The organism is Bradyrhizobium sp. MI1.7 (assembly GCF_055811795.1).
In genome coordinates this window covers 1-24,650 of sequence record NZ_JBVVPO010000059.1, presented here as the reverse complement: position 1 = coordinate 24,650, position 24,650 = coordinate 1, and the positions used below count along the sequence as shown (strand labels likewise).

Below are 24,650 nucleotides of genomic sequence, written 5' to 3'. Positions count from 1 at the left end.
CCGGGGGGGGGTGTGGCGTGCCCCGCCGCGCCGAATGGCCTCCCCAGGAACAAAAACCGTGCGTTTTGCGGGGGGGCCTGTGTTCCGGTGTGCGGGGCCCGCCAAATGACGGGTTAAGATGCGGACATCACGGCAGGTCCAACTCACGGTCGCAGGAGACGCCATGCTCACCGTCCACCATCTCGGCAAGTCGCAATCCGAGCGCATCGTCTGGCTCTGCGAGGAACTGGGAATTCCTTACGAACTGAAGCGCTACGCGCGCGATTTCGTCACCATGCTGGCGCCGCCCGACTACAAGGCGCTGCATCCGATCGGGAGCGCGCCCGTGATCACCGACGGCGACCTCGTGCTCGCCGAGTCCGGCGCCATCGTCGATTACATCATGGCCAAATACGGCGATGGGCGCCTTGCGCTCCGCCCTGATCATCCTGATTTCGCGCAGTTCCTGTACTGGTTTCACTTCGCCAACGGCACGCTACAGGCCGGCATGGGCCGGCTGATGATCCTGAACCGGCTCAAGCTCGCCGCGGACAATCCGATGCTGGTCGCGAGCAGAGGGCGTACCGACCGCGCCTTCGACCTGGTCGATGCACGTGCTCGCGACGCCGAATATCTGGCGGGCGACACCTTCACCACCGCCGACATCATGATGGGCTTCTCGCTCACCACGATGCGCTACTTCCAGCCCTATGACCTGTCGCGCTGCCCGAATGTGATCAAATATCTCGGCCGCGTCGGTGCCCGCCCGGCCTACCGGCGCGCGATGGAGAAGGGCGATCCGGGAATGGCGCTGCTGCTGAGCTGAGCCGCGGCGCCGTTCACGCGATCCGGTTCGTGGTCGTTGACCGCTCGCTCGCCAGCTGCTTTTGCAAGCGATCGATGTTTTGCAGCAGGCGCTGGCTGGTCAGCACCAGGAAGTAATAGCCGAACTGCGGGTCCTGAAAATAGATCTCGAGCAAGCGGTCATAGGTGATCGTCAGCACCTGTCCGTCCTCGACGCATTCGATGGTTCCGGTGCGCCGATTGTCCGGCGTGAGGAAGCCGAGCTCTCCCATGAGAGCTCCGGGCCCGATCTCCACATTGATCTCCTTGACCAGGAACTTGCCGGTGACCGTGAGGAGCATCTCCTTGGCCGGATCGCCCAGTTTGAAGAGCGTATCGCCACTGCGATATCTGCGCTCGGTCATGAACGGCTTGAGCCACTCGATCGACATGTCGCCTTCGGCCGCATGGCGCGCCTTCTTGACCAGCTTGAGCATCTGCCGCAGGCGCAGGGCGTTGATCGGAAGCAGCAACAGATAGAGGAGGAAGGTCGAGACGTTGGCCGAGAGCGCGCCGAAAACGGCGAAGAATGCACAGCCGACCATGTTGGCGACGCGCAGCGGCACCATCGTCCGCATCAGGAGGGTGGCGACGAAGAAGCCGGCGCCGACCGCGGCGAACAGATTGGCCAGCGTAATGTTTTGGACAAAGATCTCCAGCAACCGGTTGAAGATCGCGTCGTAGGTGACGTTGTTGGGATCGAGGCCCATCTGGACCAGGATCTTTGCGATCCTGAGGTTGTCCGTCGCCGCATCCAGAATGCGGTCGAGGATCGAGGAAATGTCTGCGCTGCCGGACGGCATGTACTAACCCCGCGTAAGGCCTTCAGTCCTGGTCGGTATGCTCGACACGTATAGCCGAAATCGAATGACGGCCGCTTGAAATGAAGCCTTCGGCCGCCATGCCGCAAGAGGCAAATTTTAGCCTGATCGGGCGTTTCGGCAATTGCCCGTTGGTTGTGCGCGTGGCCATGGCGCGCCCGTGATTCGGGGCCCCCGAGGCGCGGGCTTCGGCGTCGTGGACCGTGGCGCCCCGACGGGGCGGGGGCGGAGCGCGACCGGCCCTTACGGCTTGGCGGCGGGTTGCATGACCTGCTGCTCGACGAGGTCGAGGTGCCCCGGCAGCGAACCGGCGCGCAGCAACATCGCGACGCTATTGGCTTCCTCCAGGGTGAAATTGCCGGAGATTTGGCCCGAGCCGCCGGTGATGGGCTCGCGGATCACGGGGGCGGAGATCACCTTGCCGTCGAGCACGATGGCGAAGGGCCTTCCGATGTTCTCCTCGGTGACGTGGGCAAAGCGCCGCGTGCCGCGGCCGTTGAAACGGAACGAGGCGATCGGGTCTTTCGTGCCGCTGGCAAATCCCGGGCCGGCATAGCTGATGTCGTCGCCGTCGAGTGCGCTGTCCCTGGCGACCAGGTAATGGCGCTCGTCCTTGAAGCCGGGCAGGACTTCGGTGCCCGTGGGCGGCGTGCCGGATTGCGCCTGCTCCGCCGGCATCGAGACGTCGATCAGGCGGAAGCTGACCTTGACCTTCCTGGCGAAGACCGCGGTCACGCGGGCGGGCTCCATCATGCCCGGGATGAAAATGCGGATGCGATCCGTGCCATCCGGCAGGACGCTGGCGAGGTTGATGCCGGCATCCTTGAGGCGCTGCTCGATCATGGCGATGGAATCTTCGACGAGATCGCGCAGCCGGGCCGCGGATGCGGCATCGGTCTGCGCGAGCCTGACCAGTCCGTCGCCGCCATCGGTCACCGTGAGCGCATGCGATGGCAATCCCTCCGCGGCCGACGCGAGCTTGCGTGCGAGCTGTTCGCGGCCCTTGGCATCCGCGATCTTCACCTCCACGCCGGCGTCGCGGATCGCAAGACCGGAGAAGGCGATCTTGCCCTCGCGCAAGGTCTTGTAGACATCGTCGCGCAAATCCGTGACGACGCTCTCGCGCAAGCCGTCGGTATCGACCTTGTAGATAATGCGCGAGCCGCCCAGCTTCTCCATCTTGTCGGCGACGAAGGCGGCGATCCTGGCACGCATCTTGTCGAACTGGCCGTCCTCGGCGCGCGCCGCGCGCGGCAGGACGATCGCCGAAGTCATGATCGCTGAAGTCATGATCGCCGAGGTCACGGCGAGCGCGACAATCAGCCGTGTGATGCGGTGCCGCGGGGGCGTGGTCATGATTTCCTCAAGTCTTGCGGCAGGACGCTGGCAGCGGAGTCCGATGCATGTTCTTGGTCCCCGGATCGGGCCGGGAGGTTCAATGGCCACGAAGACGAGTGCTACGGCCGTAGCCGTTCGGCCATGGACGAACGCTCAATCATCCATCATTCTGTCGGCGCTCGACCGGCTATCGGCCGAGGCCTCGCCGACCAAAATGTCAAAAGACAGGGGGCGGGGAAATGCATCTGAGGGAGGACGGAATTCCATGGCGGGCATCCACGCGCTCGATCGGTTCATCGGCAACGACTATCCGGACTTCGCGACGGACGCAGAGGTCCGGGCCTTCGAGCAGGTCCCTTACGCCGATCGCGTCGCGGCCGAGAGCACCTATGACGCCATCAGGCTCGGTGCGGCGCGCAACCCCGACGGTGCGGCGATCCAGTTCCTGCAAAACGCCGATCCGGCCGATACGCCTGTGATGGTCACCTATCGCGATTTCGTCGCGCGCGTCACGCAGGCCGCCAACATGTTTCACGCGCTCGGCGTCGAGAAGGGCGATGTCGTCAGCTTCATGCTGCCGCTGGTGCCCGACGCCTTCGTGACGCTGTTCGGCGCCGAGGCCGCGGGCATCGCCAATCCCGTCAATCCGCTGCTCGAGCCGCACCAGATCGCGGAGATCCTTGAGGCCGCGAATACCAAGGTTCTGGTTGCGCTCGGGCCGATGCCGGGCACCGACATCTGGCAAAAGGTCGAGCAGATCCGTCCGCAGCTCAAACACCTCAAGGCGGTCGTGCAGGTGTTCGGGGGAGGCGATCCGGACAAGGGCATCTTCGCCTTCAACGACCTGATCAAGCAGCAGCCGTCCGACCGGCTTATCAGCGGGCGCAAGATTCTGGGTGGCGACATCGCCGCCTATTTCCACACCGGCGGCACCACCGGCACGCCGAAGCTTGTGCGGCACACCCACGCCAATCAGGTCTATCAGGCCTGGGCGCTCAATCTGCTGCTGAAGTCGAAGCCCGGCGCCAACATGCTGTTCGGCATGCCGCTATTCCACGTCGGGGGATCGCTGACGCAGGTGTTGCTGACGCTGTCCGCCGGCGGCTCATTGGTCGTGCTGTCGCCGAGCGGCTGGCGCAACCCGAATTCGGTGAAGAACATCTGGGGGCTGGTGGAGCGCTTCAAGCCGGAGGCGCTGTCGAGCGTGCCGACGGTGCTGGCGGCCACGCTTGCGGTGCCGCCAGGCAATGCGGACATCTCCAGCCTGAAATATGCCGCCGGCGGCGGCTCGGCGATTCCCGTCGCCGTCGGCTCGGCGATCCAGGAGAAGCTGAAGCTGCCGGTGGTCGAGGTCTACGGCATGACCGAGACCTCGAGCGTGCACACGCTTGCTTATCCCAGCCGGCCGATCCGGCTCGGCTCGGTCGGCCTTCCCATGCCTTACGCGCGCGTGCGCATCGTGCAGCTCGATGCTGACGGCCGCCTGATCCGCGACTGCGCAGCCGACGAGATTGGCGTCGTCATCATGGCCGGGCCCGGCGTGTTCGGCGGCTATCTCAACGACGAGCACAACAAGGGCGCGTTCGTCGACGATGTCTGGGTCAACTCCGGCGACCTCGGACGTCTCGATGCCGACGGCTACCTCTGGATCACCGGCCGCGCCAAGGATCTCGTGATCCGCGGCGGCCACAATATCGATCCGGCGCCGATCGAAGAGATCATGTTTCGCCATCCCGCCGTCGGCTTCGCCGCCGTGGTTGGCCAGCCCGACGCCTATGCGGGTGAGCTGCCGGTCGGTTACGTGCAACTGAAGCCGGGCGCGACCATTCAGCCGGGCGAGCTCGAGTCCTGGGTGCGCGAGCGGACGCCGGAGCGCGCCGCCGTTCCGGTGCAGGTCATTCCGATCGACCCGATGCCGGTGACGGGCGTCGGCAAGGTGTTCAAGCCGCAGCTGCGCTGGGACGCCGCGCAGCGCGTGTTCGCCAAGGTGCTGTCGCCGCTCACTGAGCGCGGCATCGATTGCAGGGTGAAGGTCGGCGCCCACGGCAGTCACGGCTCGATCGCCACTGTGACGCTCGCGGGCCTGCCGGCAGACCAGCGCGAACTCGTCGCTGGTGAGGTGCACACGCTGCTCGATCCGTTCGTGATGCGGCACGAGGTGGTGCAGGCGTAGGTAAGGGCACGCGAGGCTTGCGCGCCTCGCCGCGAGCGCGCATCATCCTCTCAAAAAATGGGGGGAAGCCGATGCCTGAACTCTCTCGCCGCCATTACCTTCAACAATTGTCGGCCGTGTTCGGATCCGCTGCGCTGTCCGGATTGTCACGGCCGGCATGGGCGTCAGAGCCGGACATTCCGCCGGAGGGCATCGGCAAGGGCATCAAGCATATCTCGTACAGCGATGTCGGCGGCCGGCCCGACACCGTGCAGGTGATGTTCAACCGGCAGCACGTCTATGTCGGACACATGTTCAGCGACGGCGTGACGATCCTGGACGCATCCGATCCGCGCGCACTGAAACCGGTCAATTTCTTCACTGCCGGGCAATACACCCGCACCCACCATCTGCAGGTGGCGGAAGACCTGCTGCTGCTTGCGAACGGCGCCAACATCGTCGCGATGCAGTCCTACGACAGCATGCGCGGCTATTTCGAGAATTCGCTCGCCGACAGCATCACCAAGGCCAAGAAATTCCGCTCCGGCCTGTCGATCCACGACATCTCGAAACCGGGCGAGATGCGCGAGGTCGCGTTCCTCGAAATGCCGGGCTTCGGCATCAACCGGCTGTGGTGGCCCGGCGGCCGCTATGCCTATGTGTCGGCGCATTTCGACGGCTTCACCGACCACATCCTTTGCGTGGTCGATCTCAAGGCCATCACCAAGCCGGAGATCGTCGCGAAATGGTGGCTGCCGGGCATGAACCGCGCGGCCGGCGAGCTGGCGACGCCCAAGGGCAAGCGCTTTGCGCTGCATCACATGATCACGGCGGGCGATCGCGGCTATGCCGCCTGGCGCGACGGCGGCTTCACCATCCACGACATCGGCGATCCCGCCAATCCGAAGCTGCTCTCGCACATCAACTGGTCGCCGCCCTTCGCCGGCGGCACGCATACGCCGCTGCCGCTGCCCAAGCGTCAGCTCGCCATCGTCGCGGATGAAGCCAATGCGGATCAATGCGCCAAGGGCCTGTTTCATACATTCGTGCTTGACGTGCGCGCGCCGCAAAATCCGGTGCCGATCGCGACGCTGCCGACGCCACGCGATCGCGACTTCTGTGCGAAGGGCACCTTCGGTCCGCATAATCTGCATGAGAACCGCCCCGGCTCCTTCCAGAGCGAGGAGACGATTTTCGCGACCTACAACAATGCCGGCGTCAGGGTGTTTGACGTCACGGATCAGTTTGCGCCGAAGGAGATCGCGTATTGGGTGCCGCCGGTACCGAAGAAGCTGATCGATCCCCGGCCGAACGTCGCGCTCGCAGCCAAGACCTGCGATTCCTATGTCCGGCCCGACGGGCTGATGTTCGTGTCGGACTGGAATGCCGGAATGCACGTGCTGCAATATCAGGGGTAATCGCCGCGCAGCGGGAGTCGGCGACTTGTCCGCCGTGGCCACCTCTTCCGATCGGGTGATGCCTCGCCGCTACCCGCGGATCGCTGCATTGGCCCTTTCGGCCGCGCCCGTCATCGCATCCTTGGCCGATTTCGCACCGTTGACCACTTCATTCACGCCGATCATGAAGGCGTCCAGGATCAGTCTTGATTGCGGATGGAAAAGAATCGCCTTGGCGCGGTCGACGTCGGCATTCTGCAAATTGATCAGCGCCGCCTCGGCGGCCTGCGAACCGAACGCCTTCCTGAAGCCCTCGCTCGACCAGGCCGACACGCGTGTCGTCGCCAGCCCTGCTGCAGCAGTCTGCAGCGAGGTCGCCTTGCTCGTCGCCCAGAGCAGGAACAGGAAAGCCGCGCGCTTGTTTCGCGATTTGGAATTGATGCACGCCTGCCAGTGCGACATGAAGGGGACGGGGCCGCGACCGGCGAGATGCGGAAAGGTTGCAAACCCGGCCTGCTTCGCGACACGGCTTTTCGCTGGATTGGAAATGTCGGTCGCGAAGTTGCTGCTGTCGATCGCCATGGCCGTCCGCCCCTGCAGGAAGTCGTCCAGCACGTGGTACCATTCGTAGCTGCCGACGCCGGCAGGCCCGGCCTGACCGAGCAACTGTCCGTACATCTCGACGGCCGCGATCCCCTCAGGGCTCGCGAAAACGACCCTGTTGTGCTCGACCATGGCTCCACCGTAGGAGAACAGGAAGCCCATGGCTGGCGGGGAGGAATTGCCGCTCGCCTGGGCCCGCATCGCGATCCCCGACATCCCGTTGCTCTTGACCGCCTTGGCGGTGACAAGCAGCTCGTCGAAAGTCTGGGGTACCGGCTGGTCCTTGGCTGCCAGCGCATCGCTGTTGATGAACAGGGTCGTCGCCTCTGAGGTAATCGGGACCGCGTACCGTTCGCCGTCCGACCACAGCGGGAAGGCGCGGGCCGTCTTGAGCAGGTCGCTCTCGTCATACCAGGCGGGGTCGGTCAGCGACTTCATGGAATAATAGCCGTTCAGTGGCTCCACCCATCCGTTCGTGATGCCCTGGCCATAGGTCGTGAACATGAAGACGTCGGGCGTGCTACTGCCGCGAGCGAGCCTGATCGGCAGCGCGCCGAGGTAGGTGGTTTCCAGCTGGAAATCGATGGTGACGTTGATGCCGGTGAGGATGGTGAACTCCGGCAACAGCGGCGCGATCGCGTTCGACCACGGATGGATCGCACCCGAAAGTGCGATCGTCTGTCCCGCAAATTGCTTCCAGTCGATCGCGGCGTTGGCGTTAGCCGCAGCGGAATCCTCGGCAAAGCCCCATCGCGGCAGCGCGGTCAGGCCCGCGCCAGCCGTCCCCAGTCCCTTGATGAAACTGCGGCGGCTCGCCGGATGGCTCAATGAGTTTTCACCCTGTGCCATGATGATGCTCCTTGAATCAACCAAGGGCATTCATCCATAGCACACGCACGGTGCCGCAGTCCTGCGACATCACGGCCCGACCTCTGGCGTATCCGATGAATGTCGGGTTCCCGACCTCCTTATCCGTGCTATTGTCCCATCATGCTCTGGCGTCGGCACCAGAACACGCGCGGTCACACGAGCATCGAAGACCCACGGCCAATGTCCGTTCCTGTTCGGGCCCTGCCTCTGCGATGGTTTGCTCGTCCGCTGATCCTTGCGGTCGCAGTGCTTGTGACCCTGTTTGCCGCGACCAGCTTCCTCGGCCTGCAATATTGGCAGGAGCGGCAAGCAGCTCATCACTTCATCGAGCATAGCCGCCAGGTCCTCGAAACGCTTGATCGGCTGCGGGCGATCGTCGCGGAACTGGAGACTGAAAGGCGCGGGTATCTCATGACCCTCGACCCCGCCTATCTCAAGGCCTACGGCGTCTCTGACGAAAGCGTACGGCGCGAGGCTCAGGCGCTGCAGATGTTGGTGGCGGATGATCCGTTGCAGGGCCTTCGGGCCGGACATCTGGCGCTGACCGTTACAGCCACGCTGCGCGAGATCGACGAGCTGCTGAAGACGGCCGGCACGTCCGGGCTGGCCGCGCTGGCAATGATCCGCAGCATGGACGAGATCCGCTCGCAAATCGACCAGATGGTGGATCACGAGCGCTTTCGGCTCGCCGGCCGGGAGGCGCGCGCAGAAGCATTCGAGCAACGCTGGACCTGGCTGATCGCCGGCGCCGTTGTCCTCGTCGTCGCGCTGGCCGCAGCGGCGCTGGCGCTCGCGCGGCTCGAAGCGAAACGGCGGCGGGAGGCGACCGAGGAGAACATCCAGCTCCAGAGTGATCTTGCAGCACGGGATATCAAGATCAGGCGCCTGTTCGATGCCAACATCATCGGCATCATCATCTGGGAAGTCGAGGGGCGCATTCTCGAGGCCAACGATGCCTTCCTGCGCATCGTGGGATACGACCGGGAAGATCTCGCCGCAGGGCGCCTGCATCGGACCGACCTCACGCCGCCGGAATGGCGCGACCGCGACTTGCAGACCGTGACGGAACTGAAGCGGGTCGGGACGGCCCAGCCATTCGAGAAGGAGTATGTGCGGAAGGACGGAAGCCGCGTTCCGGTGCTGATCGGTGGGACCATGTTCGGAGAAGGTACGGATCATGGCGTCGGCTTCGTCCTCGATCTGACGGCTCTCAAGCGGGCGGAAGCCGAAGGCCGCGAACACGAGCGGCGCTACCGTGAAGCGCTGATGGAGCTCGCGCACGCCAATCGCGTCACCACGATGGGACAGCTAACCGCTTCGATCGCCCATGAAGTCAATCAGCCGATCGCCGCGATCGTGGCGAACGCCGAGGCCGGGCTGAATTGGCTGGAGGCGCGACCGCCAAACCTGGAGCGGGTTCGACAGACCCTCGACTGGATCACCGGTGATGGTATGCGAGCCGGCGACATCATCGGCCGGATCCGGGCGCTCATCAGGAACGCGCCCCCGCAAAAAGAGACCCTGGAGATCAACCCGGCGGTGCTTGAGGTCATCGCGCTGACACGCAGCGAAGCGTTCAAGAACGGCGTCTCGGTGCGAATGCAATTTGCGGAGGGCTTGCCGCCGATTCAGGCCGACCGGGTTCAAGTTCAGCAAGTGGTGCTCAACCTGATCGTCAACGCGATCGAGGCGATGGCCGCGGTCGGCGAGGGGGGACGGGAGTTGCTGATCAGCACCGGTCGGGATGCATCCGACGGCGTCCACGTCACCTTGCGGGATTCCGGTCCGGGGCTGGATCCGAAGAACGTGGATCGCCTGTTCGAAGCCTTCTACACCACCAAGCCCACAGGCATGGGGATGGGTCTCGCCATCTGCCGCTCGATCATCGAGGCGCATGGCGGGCGGATGTGGGCCGGCGCAAACGAGCCGCGGGGCGCCTTCTTTCAGTTCACCCTGCCTCTCGCCTCAGACGAGACCGCATCCAGCCCGCTGGAGACGGAAGAGCCAACGGGGCAACGCTCTGCGGCTCGATGACGGGCTCCGCGTTGCGTGGCCCTTTGGCGGCAATGTCGCCCGGGCCACGGCTGCCGCGAAGCGACGCTAGCCCGCCGGCATCCGCGTCTCCACCAGGCGCGCCCAGTAGGAGGCGCCGTGGCCGAGGATGTTGTCGTTGAAGACATAGGCCGGGTGGTGGCACTCGTTGCCGTCGCCCATGCCGACCAGGATCATCGCGCCGGGACGCGCTTCCAGCATGAACGAGAAGTCCTCGGCGCCCATCATCGGGATGAACTTGTCGTTGACGCGCTCGGCACCGACGATGTCGCGGGCGACGTCGGCGGCAAGGCCGGCCTCGCGCGCATGGTTCATCGTCACCGGATACATCCGCGTGTACTTGGTCTCGGCCGAGCCGCCATAGGCGCGGGCGACGCTTTCGGCGACCTCGCCGATGCGGCGCTCGACGAGATCGCGCACTTCAGGATCGAGCGTGCGGACGGTGCCGCCGAGCTCGGCGACTTCAGGGATGATGTTGAAGGCCGTGCCGGAGTGGAATTGCGTGATCGAAATGACGGCGGACTTCAGCGGATCGACGTTGCGCGCGACGATCGACTGCAGCGCGTTGACGATCTGCGAGCCGATCAGCACGCTGTCGACGGATTTGTGCGGACCGGCGCCGGCGTGGCCGCCCTTGCCGTGGACGGTGATCTGGATGTTGTCGGAGGAGGCCAGCATCGCGCCGGGCGTGGTCGCGAAATGGCCCTCGGGCAGGCCCGGCATGTTGTGCATGCCGTAGACCTCCTGGATGTTCCAGCGCGTCATCAAGCCGTCCTCGACCATCGCCTTGCCGCCGCCGCCGCCTTCCTCCGCAGGCTGGAAGATCATGATCGCGGTGCCGTCGAAATTGCGCGTCTCGGCGAGATATTTGGCGGCACCGAGCAGCATGGCGGTGTGGCCGTCATGGCCGCAGGCGTGCATCTTGCCGGGAACCTTGGAGGCGTAGGCGACGCCCGACGTCTCCATGATCGGCAGCGCGTCCATGTCGGCACGCAGCCCGATGGTCTTGCCGGAGGCCGACTTGCGGCCGCGGATCACGCCGACGACACCGGTCCGGCCGATGCCCGTCACCACCTCGTCGCAGCCGAATTCGCGCAAGCGATCGGCGACGATGCCGGCGGTGCGATGGACCTCGTAGAGCAGCTCCGGGTTCTCATGGAAGTCATGGCGCCAGGCGGCCATTTCGTCGGAGAGGGCGGCAACGCGGTTGACGATGGGCATGAGGGGATCCGTTTCTTGTTCGTGGGGTAGGTTAGCGTAGCGTAACCCACCGCCGTGTCACGAGGAATGGTGGGTGATGCCTGCGGCTAACCACCCGGCAGTTTCTACGGACGCGCGCTCAGCTCTCGCCGAACACGCGCTTGAAGATCGTGTCGACATGCTTGAGGTGATAGCCGAGGTCGAACTGCTCCTCGATCTCGGCGTCGGTGAGATACTTCTTCACTTCAGTGTCCTTCTTCAGGAGCTGGAGGAAGTCGCCTTCGCCGCGCCAGACCGGCATCGCGTTGCGCTGCACCAGCTTGTAGGCATCCTCGCGGCTTGCGCCCTTCTGGGTCAGCGCCAGCAGCACGCGCTGCGAATGCACGAGGCCGCCGAGGCGGTCGAGGTTCTTCTGCATGTTGGCGGGATACACCAGCAGCTTGTCGATCAGGCCGGCGAGGCGCACCAGCGCAAAGTCGAGCGTCACGGTGGCATCCGGGCCCATCATGCGCTCTGCGGAGGAGTGCGAGATGTCGCGCTCGTGCCAGAGCACGACGTTTTCCAGGGCCGGCGTCACATAGGCGCGGACCATGCGGGAGAGGCCGGTGAGGTTTTCCGACAGCACCGGGTTGCGCTTGTGCGGCATCGCGGACGAGCCCTTCTGCCCTTCGGAGAAGAACTCTTCGGCCTCCAGCACCTCGGTGCGCTGCATGTGGCGGATCTCCACGGCAATGCGCTCGACCGAGGAGGCGATCACGCCAAGCGTCGAGAAATACATCGCATGGCGGTCGCGCGGGATGACCTGAGTGGAGATCGGCTCGGGGACGAGGCCCATCGCCTTGGCGACGTGCTCTTCGACGCGCGGGTCGATCTGGGCGAAGGTGCCGACGGCGCCGGAGATGGCGCAGGTCGCGACTTCCTTGCGCGCCGCGATCAGGCGCTCCTTGGCGCGCGAGAATTCGGCATAGGCATAAGCGAGCTTGAGGCCGAAGGTCACAGGCTCGGCGTGGATGCCGTGGCTGCGGCCGATAGTCGGCGTCATCTTGTGCTCGAAGGCACGCTTCTTCAGCGCGGCCAGCACCTTGTCGAGATCGGCGAGCAGGAGGTCGGCGGCGCGGGTGAGCTGGACGTTGAGGCAGGTGTCGAGCACGTCGGAGGAGGTCATGCCCTGGTGCACGAAGCGCGCTTCGGGGCCGACGATTTCGGCAAGGTGGGTCAGGAAGGCGATGACGTCGTGCTTGGTCTCGCGCTCGATCTCATCGATGCGGGCGACGTCGAAAGTGGCGTCCTTGGCCTTGGCCCAGACCGTCTTCGCGGCCTCCTTGGGGATCGTTCCGAGCTCGGCGAGAGCGTCCGCCGCGTGCGCCTCGATCTCGAACCAGATCTTGAACCGGGTCTGCGGCTCCCAGATCGAGGCCATTTCCGGGCGGGTATAGCGGGGGATCATCAGACTGCTCCAGGAAGGTGGGCGGGCGGCCCAAGGGGGCGGCGACCGGCCAAAATGCTTTTTACGCCGTGATTTAGCAGAGCGGGCAGGGCGAAACAAACGATCTGGACCCCAGGCGAGGGGGATCGGCGAGCTATCCACCGCCCCTGGACCAGCCCAAGCTGAGGAGACGCCGCCCACAAAAGTTAACTGTCAATCACGGATCATTGACTGACAGATATTGAAATCTGTCAGCGGGACGTGTATATCCGTTCTCGGACGCTCCGATTGGGCGTCCCGCGGCGACCCGCCCGGGGAGCCCGAGGTCCGAAACAGTTGCGGATCGCGGGACATAAGGAGGTTGGGACCGCGGACGAATGGAGACTTAAGACAATGACGACCGAAATCATCAACTTCACCGGAACGATTGGGCATTGGCTCAATTTACTGGTTGCGCGCCAGATCGCGGCGCAGGCTGCAAAACTGCCTCATTAAGGCGAGAGCTTTCCGAAACGACCGGCACGGGCGCTTCGGAAGCAGCTCCATCGCCGGGTAACTGAGCCCTCAACGGGAACATGGTGCTGGCATGAATGAAGCCGTGATCTTGACGCCGGAGCGGATCCTCGAAGTCACCGAGGACGTTCTGCGGCGCTACGGACTTGCCAAGGCCACCGTGGTTGACGTTGCCCGTGCGCTCGATGTGAGCCACGGCAGCGTCTATCGCCATTTCCCGAGCAAGGCCTCGCTGCGCGAGGCCGTCGCCAAACGCTGGCTGGATCGCATCGACGCGCCGTTGCTGGCGATCGCCGAGGAGCAGGGGCCGGCGCCGGCCCGACTCGACCGCTGGCTGCGCACGCTGTTCGCCGCCAAGCGCTCGCGCGTGCTCGACGATCCCGAGATGTTCGACACCTATCTGACGCTGGCGCGCGAGGCTTGCGCCGCCGTCAAGTGCCACAAGGACACCATGATCGACCAGATCGCGTCGATCCTGACCGACGGCGTGAAGCAGGGCGTGTTCGAGGTGGGCGACGTCAAGGCCACCGCCCGCGCCATCTTCGATGCCACCGTCCGCTTCCACCACCCGGCACATGCCGACGAGTGGAAGGACGCCGATCTGCCCGCTCGTGTCGATGCGACCCTGGCGCTGGTGCTGCGCGGGTTGAAGGCGGCCTAGACCGACACGGTCCCGCCAAAGCGTGTAACTGTCGATTCAGCCTTTCGCCTTGTGCAAAAGGGCCTCCTCGCGAAGGGCAGGCGAGTGGGTCGATTGCCTTCCGTTGGAGGATGGGACAACCGGCGGGCTCTCCGGATATGTGTTCACCGCGATTTCGACGGCGTCCTTCGACCGCTTCCGAATGCGGTAGAATGTAAGCTCCTGATCGAGTGCGGGGCAGCGGAAGTGGACGACGGCCGTATCCGGCAAGCGGCAGAGTTCGTCGATGAGCTCGCCCACGGTGAGGAGCGGAGGATCGACGACCGTTCGGTGCATGGCCTTACTCATGGCGCAACTCCTTCACTCTGCTGCTAACCAAAGCGCGACGGTGTCGGTTCCATTCCGCTCGCCTCAAGCGCTGGATAAAGGCGCGAACTGTGCGCCGCCGCGCTAGAGCGCGGATCCCGACCGCAGGCCGCGCGACCGTAAGATGCCGAACGGGTCTTCACGCCCGGCCAGTTTCCGATATGTCGCAAGGTCGTCGAGCGTCGGACCTTCTCCCCGTCGGACATTCCCACTCGTTCCAACCGGAATCGACGTGCCGAGGCCGGCATAGAGATAGCTGTCGCCGAACGCCTTCTTGAGCGCGGCAAAAGTCGGCTCACCGGTGCAATGTCCCGGTGCTACGGCGTCGACCTTGAACCTGTCCTTCAGAGCGGTAACGACTTTCGCGATTGCCTCGTCAGGCGCCACGACCAGATGAAATCCGCCGGCGATGAGATGAATCCTGGGATTGATACCGGTCGCCGCTTCGACAATGCGCTCGATCCCGGGGTGCGAACAACCGACCAGAAGGACTACGCCTTCTGCGGTGTTGACGGCCAGAGATAGCTCCTTGAGTTCTCGTGTCCCGGGCGCGTCGGAGATCAGCGAAATCAGTGTGATCCCAGGAGCAATCTCGGTCGTTTGATCGATCAGTTCGAAGTTTGCGTTGGCCCATGCCGAGCCGAACTTCATCACCGCTGGGGGCTTGCCTCCGTAGTACCGCATCTCCGGTGGCAGGGCCTCGTCTTTCCGGAAGAAGCCGGAAGGCAGCGAAGAGCCGTAGATGCCAAATCCTTCCTTCGGCGCGTAGATCTTGACGGTCGGATTGACGCTCAGGACGTAGGACAAGCCCGCCATATGATCGGAGTGGCGGTGCGAAAGAACGACAAAGTCGAGGTCCGAGAGGTTGACGCCCCTGGCCTTCACGTTTGCCGCGAAGATCTCGGGGTCGTTACCCGTGTCGAACAGGATGCGTTTTCCCGCGACTTCGACAAGGGCGGAAAAACCCCAGTCCTTTGTCATCGCGTCATTTGTGCCGAAGGCGTCATAAAGAATGGTGATCTGGTCTTTCGCCTCGGCTGCTGTGCTCTCGGTGGTTCCGGTCGCGACAACGTTGAAGGCGATCAGTGCGGCAAGAAGACTGTCCCTGATGTTCATGGAAGCGTCTCCTGTTGTCATGCAAAACATACAACGGGAACGAGCGCGGCTTCGAAAGAGCCGGGAGGCTCGCGTCAAGATCGGAGCCCAACAGACACACACCGGCGGTCTCGCGCGGATGCCGTGGCTGCGATCGAGCCTAGCACAATCCGAGAGCCACTGGAGACCTTCGTTGGGGCGGCCGGCCGGAACCGGATAGGCGTCCAGCCGCGAAGCCCTAGATCCTCGTCAGCCCGCAGCTCGCTGCCAGCCGCACCAGTTGCGCGTCGGTGCGCGCGCCGGTCTTGGTCTTAATCAAATAGTGATAGTTCTGCACCGTCTTGACACTGAGATTGAGATGCGCAGCAATCTGCTCGGTCGTAGCGCCGCCGGCGAATTGGCGCAGGATCTCGATCTCGCGCTCACCCAGTTGGTCCAGCGCCGAGCCCGCCGACAGGCTGTCCTCGGCCAAAATGTGCGCGATGTCGTCGCTCATGGCGCGCTCGCCGCGCGCAACGCTGCGGATCGCGGTGACGACCGCGGAGGGTTCGCTGCTCTTGGTGACGAATCCGCTGGCTCCGGCGCTGAAGGCGGCTTTCACCAGCACGGCCTCGTTGTGCATCGTGAAGACGAGGATGCGCGCCCGCGGGCTGCGCGCGCGGATGTTGCGGATCGCCTCCAGCCCGCTCGCGCCGGGCATCGAGATATCCAGCAGGACGACATCAGGGTCGTGCGCCTTGAAGGCGCCGTAGGCGTCGGCCGCGTTGTCGGCTTCCGCCACGACATGGAGATCGCCCTGGCTCTCCAGCACGCGCCGGTAGCCTTGCCGCACGATCGGATGATCGTCGACCAGCAGCACGGAGATGCCTGTTGCCGCAACATCGCTCATGTCGGCCTCATGCGGCGAGCGGGATGGTGGCGGCGACGCTGAGGCCTCCTCGCGCAGGCAGGATCGAGAGCGATCCGCCGGCCGCCGCGACCCGCTCGCGGATGCCGATGAGGCCGAAGCCGGCCGACTGCGCCACGCGCGCGGCGTCGCCGCCGCCGTCGTCCTCGACACGGATCAGCAACGCGTCGTCGTCACCGGCGCGCCGCTCGATGCGCAAGGAGATTTCGCGCGCCGAGCTGTGGCGCAGTGCGTTGGTCAGGCATTCCTGCGCCACGCGATAGGCGGTGGTGGCGGCCGGGCCGCTGATGTCGGTGAGGTCGCCCCTGAGGTCGAGCCGGATGGTCGGCTGGGCAGCGCTTTGCGAGCGCCAGCTGTCCACCAAATTGACCAAGCTGGCCTCGAGCCCAAGCTCCTCGGGCAGGGGATTGCGCAGGCGTTTGAGCGCATCGCGCAACGAGGCCATCAGATGATGGGTGGCCTGCGAGATCATGCGCGCGTCCTGCGCGATTGCGTTATCCTTGCTCTCCTTCGCGCTTGCGGTCTCGATCGTGTTGGCGAAGGCGAGGATGGCGGAGAGATTTTGGCCGAACTCGTCGTGCAGCTCGCGGGCGAGCGCGCGGCGTTCGTCGTCACGGATCTCGATCAGCCGCCTTGTCAGCGCCGCGCGCTGTTCGGTGGCTTCCTCGAGCCGGCCGCCGAGCTCGCCGACGGCGCTGCCGATCATCGCCAGCTCCATGGAGCGGAAGCGCGGCAGTTTCGTGCGATACTGGCCCCGCGCCATGCGCTGGAGCGCGGCGACGATGGTGCGCGCCGGCGCCAGCGCGTGCGCGATGGCGAGCGACGCCAAGAGCGCGATCGCCGCCGCCATCAGAAGCGCGACGTCGACCACGTTGAGGAGATACTCCCAGGCAAGCGAGATGGCCGCTGCGGCATCCGGCGTCGCGACGACCGTTCCGGCGGCTGCCGCGCGGGGACTGACGGGCCTTATCACTTCGGCGTGGCTGCCGAGGAAGATGGGTACGATCGCGGTGAACCAGTGCGGCGGCGTCTTGCCTAGCCCCACGCTCTGGCCGCAGAGCGGCCGTTCGAATGCGATGGCCGGCTGGAACTCGACGCAGACGCCGGGCGAGATCAGCTTCATCGTCTCCAGGGTGCGCCACTCCGGAACCGGCAAGAGCTGCTCGCGCGTTCTGCTGCTGCGCAACAAGAACTCGTGCCAGTACAGCGCCTGAAGTGCCTGCGCGACCCGCTGCGCCGAGGCCGCGGTCGCCCGGTCGACGCTGCGATAGGCGTCGAACGTGGCCCAGACGGTCGCCGCGCCAAGGCAGAGCGCGACAATGAGAAGCAGACGGGCGACAAGCTGAAGCACGAGGCGCATGCGATCACCCTCAACGTTTGGTAAGGTCAGCCTAACAACGCCGCCGCGCCTTGCCAATTGCGGGGTTTGGGCCGGATTGCAGCTCGGGCAAATTTCCCAAGCCGGATTGGGCATGGCTCTTTGGACCGCGCGCGGCGGCTTTGATCTAATCGGGGTGGAATCGTTGCAGGCCAATCCCTGCAAGCCAGGAGCAGTGCAGCATGAGTTCGATGACGATTGGACCGATCGCGGGGTCTGCTGCCGACCCATCCGAGCGCAGTGCGCTGCTGTTCTGGATGATCTTCACCGGGCTGTCGATCTTCGCCGTCGTGCTGCTGTGGCGCTTCGGCCTGATCCGTCTGATGCTGAGCTCGGACCGCACTTACATTTCCAGCGTGATCGCGCTGCTCTATGTCGTCACCTGCGGCCACTGCTTCCTGCGGACGCGGGCGATCGCCCGTGAAGGCGCGGCGGCGCGGCGCTGCCGGGCGGTGCTCGCGGCGCCCGGGGGCAGCAAGGTGCTCGACGGCAGCGCGGCCGCGCTGCCACGCGGGCTGGTGCGGGACCATATCGAGAGCCTCGTGACGAAAGCGTCCGCGCAGGACTACCGGGCGGTCGACCAGACGCTGCTGCTGCGGACGCTGGCCGACCGGCTGCGCGGCTCCAACGGGTTCGGTGCCTTCGTCTCGGACACGCTGATGAAGCTCGGCCTGCTCGGCACCATCATCGGCTTCATCATCATGCTGGCGCCGATCGCGGGGCTGGACGCCGCCGACAAGGTCGCGATGCGTTCCTCGATGGGGCTGATGAGCGACGGCATGGCGGTCGCGATGTACACGACGCTGGCGGGCCTCGTCGGCTCGATCCTGGTGCGCATCCAGTATTACATGCTGGATGCCGCGACCCAGCGCGTGTTCTCGGACGCGGTGGTGCTGACCGAGACCTATGTGACGCCGGTGCTGGAGCGCAAAGGCGCTGGAACCGCGTCATGATGGATGACTTTGGTCTCTATCCACGCGAGGAGCCGTTCGATCCGCTGGGCGTGCTGCTGTTCAAGGCGCTCCAGGTGATCGCTTTCCTGTTCTTCCTCGCGCTCCTCGCGGTGTCGCCCGATGCCAAGGACGGCAAGATCGATTCCAAGGCCGAGTTCATGATCACGCTGGACTGGCCGGACAGCCATCCAGACGATCTCGACCTGTTCGTGCAGGATCCCGCCGGCAACATCGCCTGGTATCGCCACCGCGAAGCCGGCTTCCTCACGCTCGATCGCGACGACCGCGGCGGGGCCAACGACTTCATCATGGTCAACGGCAAGAAGATCGCCTCGCCGATCCGCGAGGAGATCGTCACGGTGCGCGGCATCCTCGCCGGCGAATACACCGTCAATGTCTCACATTTCGTGGCGACGACCGGCGAACCGGTCCAGGCCAATGTGAAGGTGCAGAAGCTCAATCCGACCGCGCAGGTGGTCTTCGACAACAAATTCACGCTCGATCACACCGGCGACGAGAAGACCGCGGTGCGGTTCCGGCTCGATGCCGAGGGCAAGGTCGTCAATGTGGACCAGCGGCCGAAATCGCTGCTGGAGACGTTCCGCAGCAGTTGGCGCAACGGCGCCGATCTCGACCCGAGGACCGGTGTGAGCAAGAACGCTGTGAGGGTGCGCCGTGACTAGCCTGCAGACGGTCATCCTCACGCTGTCGGTCGCCTACGCCGTCATCGGCGCGCTGCTGCTGGTCGTGCTGGTCTATGCGCGGCTGCACTGGTCGTTGAAGGCCGTCGCGGTGGTCGTGACCAGCGCCTTCTATGTCGTCAGCTTCACCGAGATGCGCGGACTGCTCGGCTGGGCCAGCGCCGACCGGCTGCCGGCGACCTTCAAGCTGCTGAAGGCCCGCATCGTCGAGCCGCATTCGCTGGAAGGCGATCCCGGCTCGATCTATCTCTGGGTCGAGCAGCTCGACGAGGACAATCGGCCGAGCGGCATCCCGCGCGCCTTTCGTGTGCCCTACAATGACAGGCTGGCCGACAAGACCCATGCGGCGGAGAACGAGATCGCGCTGGGACATCCGCAAGGCGGCCGCGCCGCCGATTTCGGCGGCGGCGATGGCAGCCTGATCGACATGGTCCGGGAATATGTGACGCCTAAGACCATTCTGGAGACCAGCGGAGGCGATTCCTCGACCGGCGAATTCCTGGCACCACCCGCCGGCGCGCAAGGCGCGGTGTTCACCCCGATTCCGCCGCCCCGGATGCCGCCGAAAGACGAGCAATAGGCTCTTCACCATCGCGACAGGGGCACGCTGGAAAACGCACCCGCACTGGCGCATCTTCTTGACGTCCCTCAATTTGGCCTTATCGGCTTCCGATAAGACCTTTGGGGTGGAGGGTGCGTGCTTCTCGCTGTCTTCTCGGATATCCACGGCAACCGGCAGGCGTTCGAGGCCTGCCTGAAGGTTGCCCGCGCGAAGGGCGCGGAGCGGTTCGTCCTGCTCGGCGATTTCGTCGGCTATGGCGCCGATCCGGAATGGGTCGTGGATACCGCGATGGGTCTGGTCCGGGAGGGCGCCATCGCCGTCCGCGGCAATCATGACGAGGCGGTCAACACCACGACCGAAGCCATGAATGCGGAGGCGCAGATCGCGATCGAATGGACGCGCGGACGGCTCGACGTCGCGCAGCGGCGGTTCCTCGCCGAGCTGCCGATGCTCGTGGATGAGAAGGAGCGCCTTTACGTCCACTCGGAGGCCTCGAGCCCGCAGCGCTGGCACTATGTCCGTTCGACAGCGGATGCCGCCAAGAGCCTGATATCGACGCCCGCCCATGTCACCTTCTGCGGCCACATCCATCGCCCGGCGCTCTATTCGATGTCGGTGACGGCGAAGATGACGGGCCTCGTGCCCAAGACCGACGTTTCCGTGCCGCTGCTGCGCGGGCGGCAATGGCTGGCCGTGCTCGGCTCGGTGGGCCAGCCTCGCGATGGCGATCCATCCGCAGCCTTCGTGCTGTTCGACACCGTGTCGTGCCAGATCACCTATTGCCGCGCGCCCTATGATATCGCGAGCGCGGCGAACAAGATTCGCGAGAACGGCCTGCCGCCCTGGCTCGCCGACCGGCTGTCGCAGGGACGCTGACGGCGATGCCGCAATCCCTGGTCAAATCAGGCGCCGAGATCGACGGCTACACCATCGGTGAATGCGTCCATGCCGGCGGCATGGCGACGCTGTGGACCGTCACCCATCCCGGCATCGACGTGCCGCTGCTGATGAAGATTCCGCGGGTGTCGGAGGGCGAGGACCCCGCCGCGATCGTCTCGTTCGAGATGGAGATGATGATCTTGCCGCGGGTCGCCGGGCCGCACGTGCCCTCGTGTTTCGGCACCGGCGACTTCGCGCACCAGGCCTACGCCGTGATCGAGCGCATTCCCGGGACCACGCTCTACAAGCGGCTGCCCGACCTGCCGCTCCCATACGAGGAGGCGCGGCAGCTCGTCGCGAAGATCGCCGCCGCGCTGGCCGATCTGCACCGGCAGAACGTGATCCATCACGACATCAAGCCGAGCAGCATCATGTTCCGCGATAGCGGCGAGGCGGTCCTGATCGATTACGGCCTGTCGCACCACAACCATCTGCCGGACCTGTTGCAGGAGGAATTCCGCCTGCCTTACGGCACCGCGCCCTACATGGCGCCCGAGCGGCTGTTGGGGGTACGCGACGATCCGCGCAGCGATCTGTTTTCGCTGGGTGTGCTGCTCTATTTCTTCACCACCGGCGAGCGTCCCTTCGGCGAGGGCGAGACGTTGCGCGCGATGCGTCGCCGGCTGTGGCGCGATCCGCATCCGCCGCGCGAATTGCGCGCGGACTATCCGCCCTGGCTTCAGGAGGTGGTGCTGCGCTGTCTCGAGATCGAGCCGGTGCGGCGCTATCCGACCGCGTCCCAGCTCGCCTTCGATCTCGCTCATCCGGACCAGGTCAGGCTCACCGCGCGTTCGGAACGGCTGAAGCGCGACCCCTTGAGCGTCGCCTGGCGGCGGCGCTTCAACCTGGGTGTCATGGCGCCGCGCGCGAAATCGGACGTCGCCGCGCAAATCGCCTCCAGCCCGATCCTCGCGGTCGCGCTCGACACGGTGGAAGGCGCGGGCGAGCTGAACGAGGCGCTGCGCGTGACGACCGAGCGCATTCTCGCGACGCTGCCGTCGGCGCGGCTTGCCTGCGTCAACGTGCTCAAGCTCAACCGCATCGCGATCGACCGGACGCTCGACGAGCAGGGCTCCAACAAGCATATCGACCGCCTGGTCGCGCTCCGGCATTGGGCGACGCCGCTCAAGCTGGATGAGAGCCGGCTGTCGGTTCACGTGCTGGAGGCCGTCGACCCCGCCGCGGCGCTGTTGGAATTCGCCGAGGTCAATCAGGTCGACCACGTCATCATCGGCGCACGGCAGAGCTCGTTCCGCCGCGCGCTGCTCGGCAGCGTCTCGGCCAAGGTGGCCTCGGAGGCGGCCTGCACCGTCACTGTGGTGCGGCCGCCGCGAATGGCTGCTGCGAAACCAGACGCCGGCGTCGTGTGGGGCTAGGAAAGATCACGCCGCGTGGGCGGCGTGGACGGAGCGCTTGCGGCGGATCGGCCAGCAGAATTGCGGGCCGGGCTCGCCGTGATCCGCGCCGCCGCCGAAATACTGGATGATCTCGCGGCAGGGCTCGCAATTGAAGAGGTTACGCGACGCAGATGCCTTGGTCATTTCCTTCAGGCAGTTCGGGCAGTGCGGTTTCATCGGGCGTGGTCCAGAACAGAATTCAATGCCGGCGCGGTGACCGGAGCGGGTGATCCGGGTCCGCCATCTCGGGCCCGGTGTCGTCGCGCCTCTCGCCTTCGGTGCGTTCGAGCCGACCGAAGAAATAGTCGAGGTCAGGATGCGGGCGCCGCGGGATGCGGCACCTGCGCTTCAGTTGACGCTTCACGAGCGCGATCTGCATGGGCTCAGGCCCGATACCAGTCGCGACGGACGATGCGGGCCGAACGTGCCGGCACCCTCGCCGGTCCGGCCGATGGGCCGAACACAACAAACGCACTGAAACCAAGCCACAACGCCACGCCAGTCCAAACCAGGGTCGTCGTCATGATGTGCTCCCGCGAAAACAGGCAAGAATCACTAGCGGTGATTTGCACGAATCAGGAAAGCCCGGAGGAGTACGGATCAAGGTGCAATTTAGGCATTGCGCGTCGCAACGCCCGTAAGACCCGCAGCTTTTCAGCAAATATGTTGCTTGTGCTTCAGATCGCTTCGCCGCGTGCGCCTGCGGCGGCGTTACGGATCGCGGCGATGTTGGTCTTGTACGCTTCCTGCGTGCCGCCCTTGAACACGGAGGTGCCGGCGACGAAGGCGTTGGCGCCCGCCGCGGCCAGGGGACCCGCGACATCGGGACCGACGCCGCCATCGACCTCGATGTCGATCGGACGTCCCGCCGTCATCGCGCGGATGTCGCGGATCTTGCCGATCGCAGACGGGATGAAGGCCTGGCCGCCGAAGCCGGGATTGACCGACATCACCAGCACGAGGTCGACGAGGTCGATGACGTATTCGAGCACGCTGATCGGCGTGCCCGGGTTGAGCGAGACGCCGGCCTTCTTGCCGAGCGCGCGGATCGCCTGGAGCGAGCGGTGCAGATGGGGACCGGCTTCCGCATGCACGGTGATGTGGTCACAGCCGGCTTTGGCGAAGGCCTCGAGATAGGGGTCGCAGGGCGAGATCATCAGATGCGCGTCGAAGATCTTCTTGGTGTGCGGGCGCATCGCCTTGATGACGTCGGGGCCGTAGGAGATGTTGGGCACGAAATGACCGTCCATCACGTCGAGATGGATCCAGTCGGCGCCGGCCGCGTCCACCGCGCGCACCTCTTCGCCGAGCTTGGAGAAGTCCGAGGCCAGGATCGAGGGCGCGATGGCCAGGGGGCGGGGAGTGAAGGCTGGGGTCATGGCGCGGTGTCCCGTGGCGGCCGTGAAAGATGATGCTCGCCTAACATGGGCCTCTCAGCCGGGCAATGCAGGGCTGGTGTGCTTCCTGTGGGCGGAAATTTCTGCCGCGACCGGCATGAATTGCCGGTGTTCCCGAGCCGCGCCAGGCGTCGCGAACGCGGATTTCATTGAGCTTTTTGCGCTGGCACGACACTTGCTGGCATCACCGCCAGAACATTGGCTGCGGCGTGCCGCATCGGTTGGAGTTGTGCAATGTTGTTTGCCCTTGGTGCCGTATCGAGCGCGCTCGACGCGATCCAGTCGCTGACGAACTCGAAATCGTCCTCGTCGACCCAGAAGACGGGGTCTTCGCAGAGCGCGCCGACCAATCCGTTCGCGATCGACAGCAGCAGCACGACGAGCAACGCGACCTCGCCGGTCAACGCGGGCAAAACTCCGCAGATCTCGCCGGAGACCATGAACGCGCTGTTCGCCGCGCAAAGCCAGTCGACGGACAGCACCGGCAGCGCGGCCAGCTCGACCTCGTCGAGCTCGACGTCTTCGACCTCGACGAGCCGCGACGCTGCGCTGAAGGACCTGTTCTCTCAGATCGACGGGGACGGCGACGGCAAGATCACCAAGTCCGAATTCGAGAACGCGCTCGGCGCTGGCGGCACCAACCTAGCGCAGGCCGACGACGTGTTCTCGAAGATGGATACGAATTCCGACGGCAGCGTCAGCCTGGATGAGATGTCGAAGGCGCTGAAGAGCGGCCATCACGGCCATGCCCACGGTGCCAGCGGCTCCGGCGATGGATCGGATTCCGCCTCGAAGCCGAGCGGCGGATCGACCTCGACCACGACGACCGCGGCCGACGGCTCGACCACCACCACCGTCACCTATGCCGACGGCTTCAAGATGTCGACGACGGTCCCGGGCGCCTCCAGCTCCTCTCGCAATTCGGCCTACGATCTGTTCGCGCAGTTGATGCAGCGGCAAGGCGGGCAGGGGCAAGGCGCCTCAGCGACCGCCGGCTCGTCGATGTCGATGAGCGTCTGACGCCCACTCGCTGTCATGCCCGGCTTGGGGGGGGGGGGGGGGGGGGGGGGGGGGGGGGGGGGGGGGGGGGGGGGGGGGGGGGGGGGGGGGGGGGGGGGGGG

24 protein-coding genes are annotated in these 24,650 nt (G+C 65.2%); 11 read left to right on the top strand and 13 right to left on the bottom strand.

Annotated elements, in window-relative coordinates:
• Nucleotides 1-163 precede the first annotated feature (163 nt).
• Complete coding sequence (locus AC0L3X_RS35900; protein ID WP_166342498.1) at nt 164-805, top strand: glutathione S-transferase family protein; 642 nt, start codon at nt 164-166, stop codon at nt 803-805.
• Nucleotides 806-818: 13 nt separating this feature from the next.
• Here the strand turns inward: AC0L3X_RS35900 and AC0L3X_RS35895 are convergent, their stop codons facing one another.
• Both AC0L3X_RS35895 and AC0L3X_RS35890 read right to left on the bottom strand, forming a co-directional pair.
• Complete coding sequence (locus AC0L3X_RS35895) at nt 819-1,625, bottom strand: Crp/Fnr family transcriptional regulator (RefSeq protein ID WP_071912420.1); 807 nt, start codon at nt 1,623-1,625, stop codon at nt 819-821.
• Nucleotides 1,626-1,886: 261 nt separating this feature from the next.
• On the bottom strand, nt 1,887-2,999 hold the full coding sequence (locus AC0L3X_RS35890) for a SecDF P1 head subdomain-containing protein (protein WP_166342497.1): 1,113 nt from the start codon (nt 2,997-2,999) through the stop codon (nt 1,887-1,889).
• 247 nt (nt 3,000-3,246) lie between these two features.
• Here AC0L3X_RS35890 and AC0L3X_RS35885 point away from each other — a divergent pair, with 247 nt between their 5' ends.
• Nucleotides 3,247-5,154, top strand: coding sequence for an acyl-CoA synthetase (locus AC0L3X_RS35885; RefSeq protein ID WP_354141836.1), 1,908 nt, complete (start codon nt 3,247-3,249; stop codon nt 5,152-5,154).
• 71 nt (nt 5,155-5,225) lie between these two features.
• Complete coding sequence (locus tag AC0L3X_RS35880) at nt 5,226-6,551, top strand: LVIVD repeat-containing protein (RefSeq protein WP_166342495.1); 1,326 nt, start codon at nt 5,226-5,228, stop codon at nt 6,549-6,551.
• Nucleotides 6,552-6,620: 69 nt separating this feature from the next.
• Here AC0L3X_RS35880 and AC0L3X_RS35875 read toward each other — a convergent pair whose 3' ends face one another.
• A complete protein-coding gene (locus tag AC0L3X_RS35875) occupies nt 6,621-7,982 on the bottom strand; it encodes an ABC transporter substrate-binding protein (protein WP_354131444.1) in 1,362 nt (453 codons plus the stop codon).
• Nucleotides 7,983-8,183: 201 nt separating this feature from the next.
• Here AC0L3X_RS35875 and AC0L3X_RS35870 point away from each other — a divergent pair, with 201 nt between their 5' ends.
• The gene (locus AC0L3X_RS35870; protein ID WP_166353247.1) at nt 8,184-10,037 is read left to right on the top strand and encodes an ATP-binding protein; all 1,854 of its coding nucleotides are present in this window, start codon (nt 8,184-8,186) and stop codon (nt 10,035-10,037) included.
• A 66-nt stretch (nt 10,038-10,103) separates the two neighbouring features.
• On the opposite strand, the gene AC0L3X_RS35865 is transcribed toward AC0L3X_RS35870, so the two are convergent.
• Together AC0L3X_RS35865 and purB are read right to left on the bottom strand one after the other, a co-directional pair.
• Nucleotides 10,104-11,276, bottom strand: coding sequence for a M20 aminoacylase family protein (locus AC0L3X_RS35865; protein WP_085404318.1), 1,173 nt, complete (start codon nt 11,274-11,276; stop codon nt 10,104-10,106).
• Nucleotides 11,277-11,394: 118 nt separating this feature from the next.
• Nucleotides 11,395-12,702, bottom strand: coding sequence for an adenylosuccinate lyase (gene purB / locus AC0L3X_RS35860; RefSeq protein WP_014494164.1), 1,308 nt, complete (start codon nt 12,700-12,702; stop codon nt 11,395-11,397).
• Between the two features lie 565 nt (nt 12,703-13,267).
• On the opposite strand from purB, the gene AC0L3X_RS35855 reads away from it, so the two are divergent.
• Entirely contained in the window at nt 13,268-13,855 is a 588-nt protein-coding gene (locus tag AC0L3X_RS35855; RefSeq protein WP_028158450.1) for a TetR/AcrR family transcriptional regulator, read from the top strand.
• A gap of 36 nt (nt 13,856-13,891) precedes the next feature.
• Here AC0L3X_RS35855 and AC0L3X_RS35850 read toward each other — a convergent pair whose 3' ends face one another.
• From AC0L3X_RS35850 to AC0L3X_RS35835, 4 genes are all read right to left on the bottom strand, one after another.
• Nucleotides 13,892-14,182 (bottom strand): hypothetical protein, encoded by a 291-nt coding sequence (locus tag AC0L3X_RS35850; protein ID WP_166342494.1) that lies wholly within the window; start codon nt 14,180-14,182, stop codon nt 13,892-13,894.
• Between the two features lie 102 nt (nt 14,183-14,284).
• On the bottom strand, nt 14,285-15,316 hold the full coding sequence (locus tag AC0L3X_RS35845) for an MBL fold metallo-hydrolase (protein ID WP_354125875.1): 1,032 nt from the start codon (nt 15,314-15,316) through the stop codon (nt 14,285-14,287).
• Nucleotides 15,317-15,533: 217 nt separating this feature from the next.
• Nucleotides 15,534-16,184 (bottom strand): response regulator, encoded by a 651-nt coding sequence (locus AC0L3X_RS35840; protein ID WP_014494168.1) that lies wholly within the window; start codon nt 16,182-16,184, stop codon nt 15,534-15,536.
• Between the two features lie 7 nt (nt 16,185-16,191).
• Complete coding sequence (locus tag AC0L3X_RS35835; protein WP_354131445.1) at nt 16,192-17,562, bottom strand: sensor histidine kinase; 1,371 nt, start codon at nt 17,560-17,562, stop codon at nt 16,192-16,194.
• Nucleotides 17,563-17,762: 200 nt separating this feature from the next.
• Between AC0L3X_RS35835 and AC0L3X_RS35830 the strand changes: the two genes are divergently transcribed.
• The 5 genes from AC0L3X_RS35830 (at nt 17,763) to AC0L3X_RS35810 (ending at nt 22,111) form a co-directional block, all read left to right on the top strand.
• Nucleotides 17,763-18,533, top strand: coding sequence for a MotA/TolQ/ExbB proton channel family protein (locus AC0L3X_RS35830; RefSeq protein WP_166342492.1), 771 nt, complete (start codon nt 17,763-17,765; stop codon nt 18,531-18,533).
• Nucleotides 18,530-19,216, top strand: a complete 687-nt coding sequence (locus AC0L3X_RS35825) for a hypothetical protein (protein ID WP_354131446.1) — start codon at nt 18,530-18,532, stop codon at nt 19,214-19,216. Before AC0L3X_RS35830 ends, AC0L3X_RS35825 begins: the two co-directional genes overlap by 4 nt.
• Nucleotides 19,209-19,814, top strand: a complete 606-nt coding sequence (locus AC0L3X_RS35820) for a hypothetical protein (RefSeq protein WP_166342491.1) — start codon at nt 19,209-19,211, stop codon at nt 19,812-19,814. Before AC0L3X_RS35825 ends, AC0L3X_RS35820 begins: the two co-directional genes overlap by 8 nt.
• A gap of 117 nt (nt 19,815-19,931) precedes the next feature.
• The gene (locus tag AC0L3X_RS35815; protein WP_166342490.1) at nt 19,932-20,672 is read left to right on the top strand and encodes a metallophosphoesterase family protein; all 741 of its coding nucleotides are present in this window, start codon (nt 19,932-19,934) and stop codon (nt 20,670-20,672) included.
• Nucleotides 20,673-20,677: 5 nt separating this feature from the next.
• On the top strand, nt 20,678-22,111 hold the full coding sequence (locus AC0L3X_RS35810; RefSeq protein ID WP_166342489.1) for a serine/threonine protein kinase: 1,434 nt from the start codon (nt 20,678-20,680) through the stop codon (nt 22,109-22,111).
• Between the two features lie 6 nt (nt 22,112-22,117).
• On the opposite strand, the gene AC0L3X_RS35805 is transcribed toward AC0L3X_RS35810, so the two are convergent.
• The 4 genes from AC0L3X_RS35805 to rpe form a co-directional block, all read right to left on the bottom strand.
• A complete protein-coding gene (locus AC0L3X_RS35805; RefSeq protein WP_014494175.1) occupies nt 22,118-22,309 on the bottom strand; it encodes a hypothetical protein in 192 nt (63 codons plus the stop codon).
• A gap of 22 nt (nt 22,310-22,331) precedes the next feature.
• Complete coding sequence (locus AC0L3X_RS35800) at nt 22,332-22,511, bottom strand: hypothetical protein (protein ID WP_166091403.1); 180 nt, start codon at nt 22,509-22,511, stop codon at nt 22,332-22,334.
• A gap of 4 nt (nt 22,512-22,515) precedes the next feature.
• A complete protein-coding gene (locus tag AC0L3X_RS35795; protein WP_166342488.1) occupies nt 22,516-22,656 on the bottom strand; it encodes a hypothetical protein in 141 nt (46 codons plus the stop codon).
• Between the two features lie 153 nt (nt 22,657-22,809).
• Entirely contained in the window at nt 22,810-23,511 is a 702-nt protein-coding gene (rpe, locus tag AC0L3X_RS35790; RefSeq protein WP_166342487.1) for a ribulose-phosphate 3-epimerase, read from the bottom strand.
• A gap of 252 nt (nt 23,512-23,763) precedes the next feature.
• Between rpe and AC0L3X_RS35785 the strand changes: the two genes are divergently transcribed.
• On the top strand, nt 23,764-24,549 hold the full coding sequence (locus AC0L3X_RS35785; RefSeq protein WP_166342486.1) for an EF-hand domain-containing protein: 786 nt from the start codon (nt 23,764-23,766) through the stop codon (nt 24,547-24,549).
• The last annotated feature ends 101 nt before the right edge of the window (nt 24,550-24,650 follow it).